Genomic DNA, 13,957 nt, shown 5'->3' with positions numbered 1-13,957 from the left:
AGTGAAGTACCGACCGAGTCGCCGCACCCGCCGCTTCGGGATCGGTGCGGCGGCTGTCATCGTGGTGGCCGGGATGAACGGCCCGGCCCTCTACCGTTTCAGCTCCGAGAAGTACCATGATTACAAGATCAACCAGCCGGAGTACAAGGCCGACAACGGCCACTGGGACGTGGTGGACGTCCCCGACGAATACCGCATCAACACCATCCACGCCGCACTGCTCCACACGGGAAAGGTGCTGCTGGTCGCGGGCTCCGGCAACAACGCCAAGAATTTCGCGGCCAAGTCCTTCCGCAGTGTGCTGTGGGACCCGGAGAAGAACACCTACAAGAACATCCCGACCCCCAAGGACCTCTTCTGCTCCGGGCACACCCAACTCCCGGACGGAAAGCTGCTGGTGGCCGGAGGCACCCAGCGGTACGAGAAGCTCCGCGGCGATGTGGAGAAGGCGGGCGGACTGATGTTCGTCCACAACGAGAACCCGGACAAGCCCAAGACCTTCCCGGCCGGGACCCGCTTCACCGGCAAGGAGAGCGGCAAGACCTTCGAGTCAAAGGACCCGGTCCTGGTCCCGCGCGCCAAGAAGACCAAGAGCGCCAGGACCGGAAAGGTCCGCGTCACCCCCAGCACCGCACGGGTCTATGTCGAGGCGCTGCGCAAGGGCAAGAAGTACCAGACCGGCACCGAGGACAACTACCGGATCACCGGGCTCAAGGGCAAGGACAGGCGGAACTTCTACGGCATCGCGCAGAAGCTCTCGTTCGACAAGAAGGACTTCCAGGGAATCAAGGACTCCTATGAATTCGACCCGGTGGCCGAGCGCTACATCACGGTCGACCCCATGAACGAGGCCCGCTGGTACCCGACGCTGACCACCCTTCAGAACGGCAAGGTCCTCTCGGTCTCCGGTCTGGATGAAATCGGCCAGGTGGTCCCGGGCAAGAACGAGATCTACAACCCGAAGACCAAGAAGTGGAAGTACCTGCCGAAGAAGAGGTTCTTCCCGACGTACCCCGCGCTCTTCCTCACCGACAAGGGCAGGATCTTCTACACCGGTTCCAACGCCGGATACGGCCCCGACGACAAGGGCCGTGTGCCCGGTGTCTGGGATCTGAAGAGCAACACGTTCGACGTGGTGCCGGGGATCAGCGACCCCGGGCTGCTGGAGACGTCGATGTCGGTACTGCTGCCCCCGGCACAGGACCAGCGGTACATGGTGCTCGGCGGCGGCGGGGTCGGCGAGGACTCCCGGGCCACCGCCAAGACCCGGATCGTCGACCTGCACGCCGGCGATCCGCGCTTCAAGGACGGCCCGGACCTGTACGCCAAGGCCCGCTACCCCAGCAGCGTGATCCTCCCCGATGACACGGTGCTCACCACCAACGGCTCGGGCGACTACCGCGGCCGCAGTGACAGCAACGTACTCAAGGCCGAGATCTACGACCCGAGGACCAACTCCTCCCGTGCGGTGGCCGATCCGCTGGTGGGCCGCAACTACCACTCCGGCGCGCTGCTGCTGCCCGACGGCCGGGTGATGACCTTCGGCTCGGACTCGCTCTACGGCGACAAGGCCAACACCAAGCCCGGCGAGTTCCAGCAGCAGATCGACATCTACACCCCGCCGTACCTCTACCGGGACTCGCGCCCGAAGCTCACCGACACCGGTCCCCGTACGGTCAGGCGCGGCGGCAGTACGAGCTACACCACCTCCCGCCCCTCGGCGATCAAGAAGGTGCGGCTGATCCGGCCCGGCTCCTTCACCCATGTCACCAATGTGGAGCAACGGTCGATCGCGGTGGACTTCGAGCGGAAGAAGGACGGCATCACGGTCAAGCTGCCCAAGGAATCCTCGCTGGTGCCGCCCGGCTGGTACATGCTCAACGCGGTCGACAAGGAGGGCACCCCGTCGAAGGCGGTGTGGGTGAAGGTGCCCGGCGGAAAGGCCGCGAAGGCCAAGGCGTCCCGGACCGACCGGGACTGAGCGGGCCCCGTCGGCGCCGTCCCGGCGCCGACGGCTCGCGCTGTACGACGTTACGGACGAGCGTTACGGGCAAGATCGAGCGCGTACCGCGGCCACCACTGACCCGCCTTGGGGCCGCCCTTGCAGGTACCGTCCGACTCGCCCGGACGCTTGATCCACAGGTAGGCGTCGACCAGCTCGTCCCCGGTGTCGGTGGTCGGCGACTCGCCCAGCGCACGGCCCTTCGGATTGCACCACGCCTGCGGATCGTTCTTCCCCGGGACCGGTCCGTTCCCGTTCCGGCTGGTGTCGATCACGAAGGGCTTGCCGCCCACCAGCGCCGACAGCTTCCTGCCGTAGGCGGTGTTCTCCTTCGTCGTCTGGTAGTTGGAGGTGTTGAGCGCGAAGCCGTCGGCCTTGGCGATGCCCGCCCGCTTCAGCGGCTGCGCCATCCGGCGCGGGTCCGTGATCCAGTGCGGATTCCCGGCGTCCAGATAGACCTTGGTGTGCGGCAGCCCCTTGAGCTTGTCGACGGCCCCGGTCAGCAGGTCGTACCGCTCCTCGTGGAACTTCTCGGGCGTACAGCCGTCCACCACGTGCGGCAGCGCGTCGGGCTCCAGGATGACGGTCGCGGGGCGGTTGCCGATCCCGCGGACCGCCTTGTCCAGCCAGGCGCGGTAGGCATCGCCGTCCGCGGCGCCGCCCTTGGAGTACTGCCCGCAGTCGCGGTGCGGGATCTCGTAGAAAACCAACAGCGCGCTGCGGTTCGCCTTGGCGGCGGCCTGGGTGAAACCGCTCGCCTGCCCCTCGGGGTTGTCCAGCCCGAGCCACTCCGCGACCGGCTGATCGGCGATCTTCTCTATCAGCCTCGCCTGGTCCCGCGCCCCCTTCTCGCGGTACGCCGCGAGCTGCTTGGCGGCGCTCCCGTCCGGGTTCACCCAGTACGGCACGGTGGCCTTGGGCCGCTGCCGGGGCCGCTCGGCCGCGGCAGCGTGGTCGCCGTCGCCACCGCTGGAGGAGCCGAAACAGCCGGAGAGCGTCACGAGCGACAGCAGGGCTCCGGCGGTCGAGACCGCGCGGGTACGGCCACGGGCACGACGGCTGCGAAGACGGGCAACGTGATGCCGACGGCACGTGTAACTGCCGTACATCCACTCCCCCTTGGGTGCACGCTGCGAGGAACACGCCGTGGTCCCCCGGCGGGACAAGACCGGTCGAATCAATCCTTGCACAACGCTCCGGCGGCTCGGGCGCGCATCGGCGACCCGGGGTCGCGTTTTCGCCCCGCCGCACTAAGCGCTCCGCGGGAAGAGCCGCGAGGTGCCGTCCTTCGCCCACGGCTGCGTCGTGGCAGGTCGCGCCCACGCGGCGGAGCCGCACATCGACACAGCCCCGCGCCCCTTCGGGGTGCGACCGTCAGTCCCTTGTCAGCGGGCCTGGGCGTGGCGGGTCTCACACGCGGCGGTAGGGAAGAACCCCGTCAGCCGGAGTCGCCGCCCGCGGCGCCCACCGGATGGTGCGGCCGCCCCGTCGTACCCGTCAGATACGCCGAGACGACCACATTGGCGGTGTACGACCGCGTCGCCTTGTCGAACCGGCCCCCGCAGGTGATCAGCCGCAGTTCGGCGCGGCCCCGGGTGCTCGCCCCGTACACCCGCCGGGCGTTGAACCGCTCGGTGGCCACCACTTCGACGTTCTCCACGGTGAACTCCGCCGTGGTGCCGTCGGTCCGCGCGATCCGCACCGTCTCCCCGCGCTTGAGGTTGCCCAGCCCGTGGAACACCGCGGGCTTGGACCTGGTGTCGAAATGACCCACCAGCAGCGCCGCGCCCGCGGAGCCGGGTTCGGGGCCCGCGCGGTACCAGCCGACCGTACCGGCCCGGTTGTACGGCGGCGGCTTGAGCGCACCCGAGCTGTCCAGGCCGCTGGCGACGACCGGGGCCCGTACGCGCGCCGCCGCGATCTCCACGCTCTTCGGCCGCGCGGACGGCAGCGGGGCGTGCGCCGGGGGCAGCGGATGCGCGGGCGGGCGGCCGACCGCGGCCACATCGCCGGTCATCGGCACCGATCCGCCCGTCCCCTCCGTGGTGTCCCGCCCCCACATCCACAGACCGAGCAGCAGCACCGCCCAGGCGACGCCCATGGCCAGCCGTCCGGCGCCGCGGAACCTCCGGCCGCCGCCCCCGCCACCGTCCTCGTCCCCGGGCCCGCCGTCCCGGCCGCTTCCCAGTCCGTATCCATATCCGTATCCGTCCATCGCGCTCAGCCCGACCCCGGACCGGTGGGACGGCGACGGCGCCGCTGCACCGCGAGCCCGCCGACGACCAGCGCCGTACCGCCCGAGAGGACCAGGCCGTACGCCTCCGCGCCGCCGAAGTCCTCGCGCATCCGCTCCTCGGCGGGCGCGCTGCCCCCGCCGCCCGCGTGGACCGGGGCGATGGGTGAGGGCGGGCGCTCGACGGCGACGGACACCTTCTCCCCCGCGTCCGCGGCGCTCACCCGGTCACCGCAGTCCACGGTGACCCGGTGGGCGCCGCTCGCCGCGGTGGACCGGATCGTCGCCTCGCTGAACAGCCCGTCCCCGTCCGGCGTCAGCTCGGCGTCGTCGACGAACACGGGTGACGAGGCGGTGGCCAGCTTGCCGGGGCAGCCGAAGGCACGCACCTCCACCTCGGCGCCGGGAGGAATGGCGAGCCGACTGACCCGAATCGTGGCGGAGCCGTCGTGCCGCTGGTCGGCGAGGGCCGGAGCGGCGACGACGGGACAGAGAGTGACAGTGCCCAGGGCGACAGTACTGAGAGTGAGGGCGACTGAGCGCATGGTGAACCTCCTCCATCAACGAGGCTCACGCGCCCGGCCGGGGCCCGCATCCGCTGCGGACCCCGAGTGGGCCGAACGGGTCGCTCAGCGGACGTCCGGGAGAACTCAGCGAACGCGGTCGACCAGATCGGCGATGGAGTCGACCACGGTGGAGGGCCGGTAGGGGAACCGGTCGACCTCCTCGCTCTTGGTGACACCGGTGAGGACGAGGAAGGTCTCCATACCCGCTTCGAGACCGGCCCGCACGTCCGTGTCCATCCGGTCGCCGATCATCGCGCTGGACTCGGAGTGCGCCCCGATCACATTCAGCCCGGCCCGCATCATCAGCGGATTGGGCTTGCCGACGAAGTACGGCTCCTGCCCGGTCGCCCGGGTGATCAGCGCGGCCACCGAACCGGTGGCGGGCAGCGCGCCCTCGGCGGAGGGGCCGATCTCGTCGGGGTTGGTGGCGATGAACCGCGCACCGTCGTTGATCAGGCGGATGGCCTTGGTCAGCGACTCGAAGCTGTAGGTGCGGGTCTCCCCGAGCACGACGTAGTCCGGCTCCACATCCGTGAGGACGTAGCCGATGTCGTGCAGGGCGGTGGTCAGCCCCGCCTCGCCGATGCAGTACGAGGTGCCGCCGGGGCGCTGCTCGTCCAGGAACTGGGCGGTGGCCAGCGCCGACGTCCAGATGTTGGCCACCGGGACCTCGAGCCCGATGCGGGACAGCCGGGCGTGCAGATCGCGCGGGGTGTAGATGGAGTTGTTGGTGAGCACGAGGAAGGGCGTCTCGGTCTCCCGCAGCCGCTTGATGAAGGCGTCCGCACCCGGAACCGGTATCCCCTCGTGCATCAGCACGCCGTCCATGTCGGTGAGCCATGACTCGATCGGCTTGCGCTCTGCCACTGGTTGCTCTCCGCTCGGTTTGACCACTGAGGGTCGACACGATCGTGGGATCGGGCCGACCCGTCTGGCGACGCCCTCAGCCTAACCGGGCAGCACAGCGGGGGAACCAGACGTGTCACAGCGGGGTGCGGCCGTCCAGCGCGACAGACCAGCACAGGTGTCTGATCCTGAGGGGAGGGGTGGCTTCCGCCCCGAGGGGTGGCTTTCGCCCCTGGAACGAGCCGGACCGTAAGGAGACCGTCATGGGCATGATGGACAAGCTGAAGGGCGCGCTCGGCAAGCACCCGGACAAGAGCCGGCAGGCCACGCGCAAGGGGGCCGACACCGCGGACAAGAAGACCGGCGGCAAGTACTCGGAGCAGATCCAGACCGGCTCGGACAAGCTCGACGACGAGCTGCGCCGCCGGGGCGAAGGGCCCCGGGGCCAGTAACCGCCGTATCGCCGCCGCCCGCTCTCACTGCCCCGGGCGACGGGACGTCACGAGGAGGACGGTGCCGCCGGCCAGCAGCGCGACGCTGAGCACGCCGAGCCCCGCGAGCAGGGCGTTGCGGCCGCCCGTCTCGGCGAGTTCGGGCGGCCGGTGCTGGGACTGCTGGTCACCGTCCTCCTCTTCTTGCTGTCCCCCGTCATCGGACCCGGTGTCACCGGGGTCGGTGGTGCCGGGGTCTTCCTGACCGGGGTCCGCTACGCCCGGGTCCTCGGTACCGGTGCCGGGATCCTCCAGGCCCGGGTCCTCGGTGCCGGGGTCTTCCGTACCGGGATCCGCTACGCCCGGGTCCTCCGCACCGGTGCCGGGATCCTCCAGACCCGGGTCCCCGGTGCCGGGGTCCTCCGTACCGGGATCCGCTACGCCCGGGTCCTCCGCACCGGTGCCGGGATCCTCCAGACCCGGGTCCCCGACTCCGGGGTCCTCGACTCCGGGGTCCTCGACTCCGGGGTCCTCGACTCCGGGGTCCGTGCTGGGGTCGACACTCACGCCGGTGTCCTCGTCGGTACCGGTGTCCGGCCCGAGGTCCGTGCCCGTGTCGGTGTCGGTGTCGGCGCTGGGCGGCACCGGAACGGGGGTCTTGAGGCCCGTGTCGGACGACCGGGACGGACTCGGACTCGGACTCGGGGACGAGGGCTTGGCCCGGGGCGGGGTCAGACTCCGGGACGTCGGCACGTTCGGGGTCGCCGTGCCGGCGGTGCCGGTGCCGGTGCCGGTGGTGTCCTTGGGTTGCGCCGTGGCGGCGGAGCCGGAATCGTCCGTACCCCCGGCGCCCACACCGCCCGTCGCGTCCGCACCGCCGGGGACGTTCGCGCTGCCCGGGACGTCCGCGTCGCCCTTCCCCGCCGTACCGTCCGTGCCGTCCGTCGCGTCCGTACCGTCGGTGCCGTCCGTCTCCGTCCCCGCGTTGTCGATGCTGAACTCGTAGTCGTTGGACTGACCGACCCAGTCGCCGTCGTCCTCGCGGCGCTGGACGGCGATGACGTTTGTGGTCACCTTCCCGCGCGGCGCGTTGTCGGCGAAGCTCGTCCGCACCTGTACGTCCACGGCCTTGCCCGCGGGCACGGTGAAGCCGTCGAAGTGGTCGTCGAAGACCCCGAGGTTCTCGTCCTGGTCGGTCGTCTCGAACGAGACCGGTCGCCAGGTGCCGCCGTCGGCCGCCGGGTCCAGGAACTCGAAGCGGATGTGCTCGGGCCGCAGCGCGTGGGCGCGGTCGACGAGGACCGCGATGGGGTGGATGGCACGGCAGCCGGTGTCCGTGGTGTTGCGCAGTTCCAGGTGCCAGGTGCGCCAGGCGCCGCCGCGCGCGTAGTGGTCCGGCCCGTCGTGGAGACGGGCGGCGATCGGGAACTCCGTGCTGTCCCGGCTGCCGCAGACCGGTGCGGCCACCGCCGCGGTGTCGCCCGCGGCCTCGGTTCTGGTGTCCGTTCTGGTGTCGGATCTGGGCTCGGCCTCCGTGTCGGCCGCGTCGGCGTGGGGCGCGATCCCGTACAGAGCCGGGACGAGCGCGATCGCGGCCGCCGGGAGGACGGCGCGCAGGGACAGTGCGGTGGACAGGCGCATGAGTGAACCTCTGGAGTGCTACGGCGTTTCCCCGAGCACTCCGGTCCCTTCCACTTCCGCACGGCGACACACCGCGAAAGCCACCGATTGCCCTCGTCTGGCGGTCAACAACCCACACGATCGGCCCAGTCGGACCCCTCTGGGCTGGCCTCCGTCAGCCGCGGGCGAAGAGCGGCGCGAGCACGAGCTGCGCCGCGCCCTCCACCACCGCCCGGTTGCCGCGCTCCACGACCTCCACCGGAACGACGGGGCGGCTGGCCCGTGCGGAGTCCTCGGCCAGCATCCTGGACACCCCCTGGATGTACGGCCCGGGGTCGGCCAGCACCACCCGGCCGCCGAGCAGCACCCGGTCGATGTCGAGCAGCCGCACCAGATTGGCCGCGCCGACGCCGAGCAGCCGGGCCGCCACGGCCGTCTCACCGCGCGCGACGGCCGCGAGGCACAGCGCCTCCAGACAGCCGCGGTTGCCGCAGCCGCACCGCGGTCCGTCCAGCTGGATCACCTGGTGGCCGAACTCCCCCGCGTCCGTCCGCGCGCCCCGGTACACGCCCCCGCCGAGCACGAGCCCGGCGCCCAGGCCGGTGCCCAGGTGCAGATACGCGGAGGACTCGGCGGTCACCAGGCCGAGCGCGGCGGCGTTGGTGTCCTTGTCGAGGACGACGGGAAGGCCGAGCCGCCGCGCGAGCGCCTCGCGCAGCCGGAAGCCGTCCCACTGGGGGAAGCCGGTGACCCGGTGCAGCACCCCCGAACTGTGGTCGAGCGGACCGGGCGCGGCGACGCCGACCCCGAGCAGTCCGCCCCCGGCCGTCTCGTCGGCTGTCTCACCACCCGTCTCACCACCCGTCTCACCGCCGGCCTCGTCACCCGTCTCGTCAGCCGTCTCGTCAGCCGTCTCGTCGCCCGTTTCACCGACCGTCGGGCCGAGCAGTTCGCCCGCGTCCTCGATCAGGGCCCTGACCTGCGTGGTGGCGGCGGTCAGCGCCCGCTCGGCGGCCGCGCCGAAGTCGAAGTCCGCCGTCCGTACGGCCACCGGGGTGCCCGCGAGGTCGACGAGGACGGCCGTCAGCTCATCGCGGTCGAGGTGGAGCCCGATGGCGTGGCGCGCGCCGGGCACCAGCCGGAGCACGGTGCGCGGTTTCCCGCCGGTGGAGGGGCGGTGTCCGGCCTCGGTGGCCAGGCCCTCCGCCCGCAGCCGGGCGGTGATCTTGCTGACGGCCTGCGGGGTGAGTCCGGTGTGGGCGGCCAGCTCCAGTCGGCTGACGCCCGCCTCGCCCGCGTCCCGCAGCAGGCCGAGGACCAGCGCGGCGTTATGGCTGCGCAGGGCGGACAGATTGGCGCCGGGCCCGGCCGCCCCGGAGATCGAGCTGTTCACCCCTCCATTGTGGCGCTCGCTTGCACTTTCGCAACAGCGTTGTCAAAGTGGCTCCCATGGATGACCACCACAACAGCGCCCTCCGCGTAGCACTCGTCGGCTACGGCCTGGCGGGCTCCGTCTTCCACGCACCCCTGATCGCGGCCGCCGACGGTCTCGTCCTCGACACCGTCGTCACCTCCAGCAGCGAGCGGCGGCGGCAGGCCCGCGCCGAGTACCCCGATGTGATCCTGGCGGACTCCGCCGACGAGCTGTGGGGACGCGCGGACGAGCTGGACCTGATCGTCATCGCCTCGCCGAACCGCACCCATGTGGCGCTCGCCCGCGCCGCGCTCGAGGCGGGGCTGCCGGTCGTGGTGGACAAGCCGCTCGCCGCGACCGCCGCCGAGGCCGAGGAGCTGGCCGCGCTCGCCGACGCGCGCGGGCTGCTGCTGAGCGTCTTCCAGAACCGCCGCTGGGACAACGACTTCCTCACCCTCCGGAAGCTGATCGCCGACGGCGCGCTCGGCCACGTCCAGCGCTTCGAGTCCCGCTTCGAGCGGTGGCGGCCCCAGCTGAAGGGCGGCTGGCGGGAGTCCGGTGACCCGGCCGAGGTCGGCGGTCTCCTCTACGACCTGGGCAGCCATCTGGTCGACCAGGCGCTCACCCTCTTCGGCCCGGTCGTCTCCGTCTACGCCGAGGTCGATGTGCGCCGCCCCGGGGCGCAGACCGACGACGACACCTTCATCGCCCTCACCCACGCGGGCGGCATCCGCTCCCATCTGTGGATGAGCGCCATCACGGCCCAACTGGGCCCGCGCTTCCGGGTGCTGGGCAGCGAGGCGGGCTATGCGAAGTACGGCCTGGACCCGCAGGAGGCCGCCCTCCGTGAGGGTCTGCGCCCCGGCACCCCGGACACCGGCCCGTGGGGCGTCGAGCCGGAGAGCGGCTGGGGCCGGCTGGGGGCGGGCGAGTCGCCGCTGACCGGCGGCGGCATCCCCGTCCCGACCCTGCCCGGCGACTACCCGGCCTACTACGCCGGCGTGGCCGCCGCCCTGCGCGACGGCACCCGCCCGCCGGTCACCGCCGCCGAGGCCGCGGCGGCCCTGCACGTCCTGGAGGCGGCCCGGCTGTCGGCCGCCGAGCAGCGTACGGTCCACCTGGAGGCCACGGCATGAGCACGCACACCCCGGCCCGGCACACCGAGGAGCCGGGCGATCTGATCGCCCGGCTGGAGGAGCAGGAGCGCCGGCTGCGACTGCCCCGGCTGGACAACGACGACGCCTGGCGGCTCGGCTGTCTGATCGCCGACCTCGCCCAGGAGCGCGGCGCGGCCGTCACCGTCTCGGTGCGCCGCGCCGGACAGCGCCTCTTCCACCGTGCGCTGCCCGGCACCAGCGTGGACAACGACGCCTGGCTGGACCGCAAGTGCCGGGTGGTGGAGCGCTACGGGGCCGCCTCGTACCTGGTCGGCGCCCGCTTCCGGGCCAAGGGCAGCACCTTCGAGGAGTCCTCGCGCCTCGACCCGGATCTCTACGCGGCCCACGGCGGCGCCTTCCCGCTCCATGTGACGGGCACCGGGGTCATCGGCACGGTCGCGGTCTCGGGTCTTCCGCAGGCGGAGGACCACGCCCTGGTGGTGGAGGCGCTGGAGCGCTATCTGTCGGATACGGCCACGGCCTGACCGTCGTACGCGGGGCTGCGCACCTGGCGGCCCCGCTCACCCTCGTCTCCCGCGGAGCGCTACGCGTCCTTCAGCTCCTGGCGCTGGCGGCCCAGTCCGTCGATCTCCAGCTCGACCACATCGCCCGCGCGCAGATACGGCTTGGGCTCGGGATGGCCCAGGGCCACCCCCGCCGGGGTGCCGGTGTTGATGACATCGCCCGGGTAGAGGGTCATGAACTGGCTGAGATAGCGGACCACATGGGCGACCCCGAAGATCTGGTCCGCCGTGGTGCCGTTCTGCTTGAGCTCGCCGTTGACCCACAGCCGCAGGCCCAAGGACTGCGGGTCGGGCACGTCGTCGGCGGTCACCAGCCAGGGGCCGAGCGGGTTGAACGTCTCGCAGTTCTTGCCCTTGTCCCACTGGCCGCCGCGCTCGATCTGGAAGGCGCGCTCGGAGACATCATGGGCGATGGTGTAGCCCGCGACCGAGGCGAGGGCCGCCTCGTCGGAGTCGAGGTAGCGCGCGGTACGGCCGATCACCACGGCGAGTTCGACCTCCCAGTCGGTCTTCACACTGCCGCGCGGAACGAGCACGGTGTCCCGCGGGCCGACGACCGTGTCCGGCGCCTTCATGAAGAGGATCGGCTCCTGGGGGATGGCACCGCCGGTCTCGGTGGCGTGGTCGTGGTAGTTCAGCCCGATGCACACGATCTTGCCGATCCGGGCGAGCGGCGGGCCGATCCGCACCCCGCCGTCCTCGATCGCGGGCAGCGCCCCGGCGCCTTCCGCCGTCGCCGCCTGCCGTATCCGGGCGAGGGAGGCGTCATCGGCGAGCAGGGCGCCGTCGATCTCCGGCACCAGGCCGGACAGGTCCCGCAGGGTGCCCGAGGCGTCCAGCAGTGCCGGGCGTTCCGCGCCCGCCGGTCCCACACGCAGCAACTTCATCTCACGACTCCCGCGGTCGAACGTGGTCGAAGGGGCAAGTCCGGGGGACGGCCTGGTCGGACGATCCTCCAAGAGCCCTGTCCACTCCGCAAGAGCCTGTTCACGGATCGGACCGGCGGGCCGTGATCGGGGACCCGGCCCGCGGGCGGCGTTCATCCACCGGACCCGCGGGCCGTGTTCACCCACCGGCCAGGCTCGTCAGCTTGCGCCGCGGTGCAGCAGCGCCCGCTCCACCGCCGTCCACGTCGTACTGGTCGCGAGGTACAGCCCCGCCGCCAGCGGGACCACGGCGGCGGTGACGAGGGTGCCGAAGGACAGCAGCGGCAGAACCCGGGCCAGACCGGGCGACGCCCCGGGCACGGCCGTCCTGCGGGCGCGCCACCAGGTCCAGGTCGCCACCGCCGCGATCAGCACGAAGAGGGCGAGGTGGACCAGCCCCTGCGAGCCGCCCAGCGCCCCGTCCCACCGGCCGCCCAGCGGAGCACCCGCCAGGGTGTGGTCCAGCAGGTCCCCGGCGCCGCTTCCGGTGGAGAAGACGTGGTACATGACGAAGAAGACGGGGAGCTGGACGACGGCCGGAAGACAGCCCGTCATCGGCGAGGAACCCTCCTCGGCCCGCAACTCGCCCAGGGCGCGCCGCATCCGCTCGGGGTCGCTCCGGTGGCGGCGGCTCAGCTCGGCGAACTTCGGGGCCAGCCGGGCCCGCGCCTTCTCACCACGCACCGCCGCCCGGGTCAGCGGGTGCAGCGCGGCGCGGACGCCGAGCGTGAAGACCACGATCGCGGCGGCCGTCGCCGACGCCCCGAACAGCGGGTCGAGTTGATCGGCGATGGTGGACAACAGGCTGCCGAGGCAGGAGAAGAGAGACATGGGAGAACTCCGCGGATCTCGTCGTGCCGGATGAGGTGGATCGGCGTGACAAGCCGCGCGGCATGGCGGCGGTACGGGTGGTGTGCGCCGGTGCGTGAGGCAGTGGTGGGTGGTGCGGTGGGGTGCCTACGCGTTACGCCTGCGCGGCCGTCGGCAGGCGACGGCCCGGCGCCCGCGGCCGCGGGCGCCCCGAGGCGTCCGGATCCCGCTGGGGCAGAAAGGCGGTACGGCGCTCCCGGTCCCGGATCGCCGTGCGAACCCGGCCCGGCGGAGTGGGCACCCTGCCGTGGGAGGCCAGCAGCGCGCGGGTCAGCAGCGCCGCGGCAACGGCGGCGGTGGCGGCCGTGGTGGCGGCGAGCGCAACGGCGCTCATCAGACCGGTCTGTGTCAGCAGGGCCCCGGTCAGCAGGAACAGACACACCCCCAGGTGCATCCGCAGCCGCTCGAACCGGTGGGTCACCCCGCTGTTCCCCTCTTCCCGGCGCTCCCCCGCGCCCCCGCTCGCTTGAGTCCGGTCAGTCTAGCCGCCCGCGCCCTGGCCGCCCGCGTCGGCGGTGCGCGGTACGGCGGACGTCAGCCGCCCCCACACCACCAGCCGGTAGCGGGAGGTGAATTCGGGGGTGCAGGTGGTCAGCGTGAGATAGTAGCCGGGTTCGGTGTAGCGCTGCCGCGGACGGGCCGAGCTGTACGGCACCTTCGCGATCACCGTGCCGTCGGACGGCGAGGTCCGCGGCAGGGTGCGGTCGGCCACATACGTGTAGCGGGCGTCCGCGGTGTCGATGCGCAGTGTGTCCCCGGGACGCACCTCGTCGAGCCGGCGGAACGGCTCGCCGTGGGTGTTGCGGTGCCCGGCGAGCGCGACGTTCCCCGCCCGGCCGGGCTGGGCGGTCCCCGGATAGTGACCCACGTACCCCTTGTTGAGCACGGCGGACCGGCTGACGCCCTCGGCGACCGGGACCGTGAGCCCGATCCGCGGGATGCGCAGCACGGCGTACGACTGGTCCCGCCGCGGGGCACTGCCGCCACTGGTCCCCGGGCCGGTGCGGGCGGTGGCGGCGCGGTCGCGCTCCGGGCCTCCCCCGGCCGGGGAGGCGTCCCGCGGGTCCGCCTCCGGTGCGGTGCGGTCGCCGGGGCCCCGGGTACGCCACTCCCGCTCCAGGGCCGCCACCTCGCGTGCGGCGCCCTGCCGCGCCTGGCGGTTGGTCAACCACAGCTCATGGACGACGAAGAGCAGGGCGACAAGCCCGAGGGTGACCGCCAGCTCACCCGAGGTCCACAGCACCCGGGCGGCCACCGCGCGCCGCCCCCGCCGGGCTCCGCTCCGCCGTAACCGCCGCTCCCGCGGCCCCTGGCATCGTTGACGTCGCACACCGGCCTCCCTCCGGGGAGGGGCACCATAGGACCTGC

14 protein-coding genes are annotated in these 13,957 nt (G+C 72.2%); 4 read left to right on the top strand and 10 right to left on the bottom strand.

From position 1 onward, the window contains the following. The first annotated feature begins 1 nt into the window (after position 1). Entirely contained in the window at positions 2-1,981 is a 1,980-nt protein-coding gene (locus tag HUT19_RS25870; RefSeq protein ID WP_176182756.1) for a kelch motif-containing protein, read from the top strand. 50 nt (positions 1,982-2,031) lie between these two features. Here the strand turns inward: HUT19_RS25870 and HUT19_RS25865 are convergent, their stop codons facing one another. From HUT19_RS25865 to HUT19_RS25850, 4 genes are all read right to left on the bottom strand, one after another. Further along, a complete protein-coding gene (locus tag HUT19_RS25865) occupies positions 2,032-3,111 on the bottom strand; it encodes a glycoside hydrolase family 6 protein (protein ID WP_176182755.1) in 1,080 nt (359 codons plus the stop codon). Positions 3,112-3,440: 329 nt separating this feature from the next. Continuing rightward, positions 3,441-4,103 (bottom strand): class F sortase, encoded by a 663-nt coding sequence (locus HUT19_RS25860; protein WP_254886225.1) that lies wholly within the window; start codon positions 4,101-4,103, stop codon positions 3,441-3,443. Positions 4,104-4,222: 119 nt separating this feature from the next. Continuing rightward, on the bottom strand, positions 4,223-4,780 hold the full coding sequence (locus tag HUT19_RS25855) for a hypothetical protein (protein WP_176182753.1): 558 nt from the start codon (positions 4,778-4,780) through the stop codon (positions 4,223-4,225). 105 nt (positions 4,781-4,885) lie between these two features. Beyond that, the gene (locus HUT19_RS25850) at positions 4,886-5,668 is read right to left on the bottom strand and encodes an HAD-IIA family hydrolase (RefSeq protein WP_176182752.1); all 783 of its coding nucleotides are present in this window, start codon (positions 5,666-5,668) and stop codon (positions 4,886-4,888) included. Positions 5,669-5,910: 242 nt separating this feature from the next. Between HUT19_RS25850 and HUT19_RS25845 the strand changes: the two genes are divergently transcribed. Further along, positions 5,911-6,099, top strand: a complete 189-nt coding sequence (locus HUT19_RS25845) for an antitoxin (RefSeq protein WP_176182751.1) — start codon at positions 5,911-5,913, stop codon at positions 6,097-6,099. A gap of 24 nt (positions 6,100-6,123) precedes the next feature. Here HUT19_RS25845 and HUT19_RS42305 read toward each other — a convergent pair whose 3' ends face one another. Together HUT19_RS42305 and HUT19_RS25835 are read right to left on the bottom strand one after the other, a co-directional pair. Then, positions 6,124-7,719 carry a hypothetical protein gene (locus HUT19_RS42305; protein WP_217712283.1) on the bottom strand — a complete coding sequence of 532 codons (1,596 nt, stop codon included), beginning with the start codon at positions 7,717-7,719 and terminating at the stop codon, positions 6,124-6,126. A 154-nt stretch (positions 7,720-7,873) separates the two neighbouring features. Continuing rightward, a complete protein-coding gene (locus tag HUT19_RS25835) occupies positions 7,874-9,091 on the bottom strand; it encodes an ROK family protein (protein ID WP_254885788.1) in 1,218 nt (405 codons plus the stop codon). 56 nt (positions 9,092-9,147) lie between these two features. Between HUT19_RS25835 and HUT19_RS25830 the strand changes: the two genes are divergently transcribed. Further along, the gene (locus HUT19_RS25830; RefSeq protein ID WP_176182750.1) at positions 9,148-10,248 is read left to right on the top strand and encodes a Gfo/Idh/MocA family oxidoreductase; all 1,101 of its coding nucleotides are present in this window, start codon (positions 9,148-9,150) and stop codon (positions 10,246-10,248) included. Beyond that, positions 10,245-10,754, top strand: a complete 510-nt coding sequence (locus HUT19_RS25825; RefSeq protein WP_176182749.1) for a heme-degrading domain-containing protein — start codon at positions 10,245-10,247, stop codon at positions 10,752-10,754. The genes HUT19_RS25830 and HUT19_RS25825 overlap by 4 nt, the downstream gene beginning before the upstream one ends. A 59-nt stretch (positions 10,755-10,813) precedes the next feature. Here the strand turns inward: HUT19_RS25825 and HUT19_RS25820 are convergent, their stop codons facing one another. The 4 genes from HUT19_RS25820 to HUT19_RS25805 form a co-directional block, all read right to left on the bottom strand. Beyond that, positions 10,814-11,680 (bottom strand): fumarylacetoacetate hydrolase family protein, encoded by an 867-nt coding sequence (locus HUT19_RS25820; protein WP_176182748.1) that lies wholly within the window; start codon positions 11,678-11,680, stop codon positions 10,814-10,816. Between the two features lie 198 nt (positions 11,681-11,878). Beyond that, a complete protein-coding gene (locus HUT19_RS25815; RefSeq protein WP_176182747.1) occupies positions 11,879-12,550 on the bottom strand; it encodes a membrane protein insertase YidC in 672 nt (223 codons plus the stop codon). Positions 12,551-12,683: 133 nt separating this feature from the next. Continuing rightward, entirely contained in the window at positions 12,684-12,983 is a 300-nt protein-coding gene (locus tag HUT19_RS25810) for a DUF6412 domain-containing protein (protein WP_176187300.1), read from the bottom strand. Positions 12,984-13,070: 87 nt separating this feature from the next. Next, entirely contained in the window at positions 13,071-13,919 is an 849-nt protein-coding gene (locus HUT19_RS25805; RefSeq protein ID WP_254885787.1) for a class E sortase, read from the bottom strand. Positions 13,920-13,957 lie beyond the last annotated feature (38 nt).

Source organism: Streptomyces sp. NA02950 (assembly GCF_013364155.1).
Classification (GTDB): Bacteria; Actinomycetota; Actinomycetes; order Streptomycetales; family Streptomycetaceae; genus Streptomyces.
This window is presented reverse-complemented; position numbering and strand designations above follow the sequence as displayed.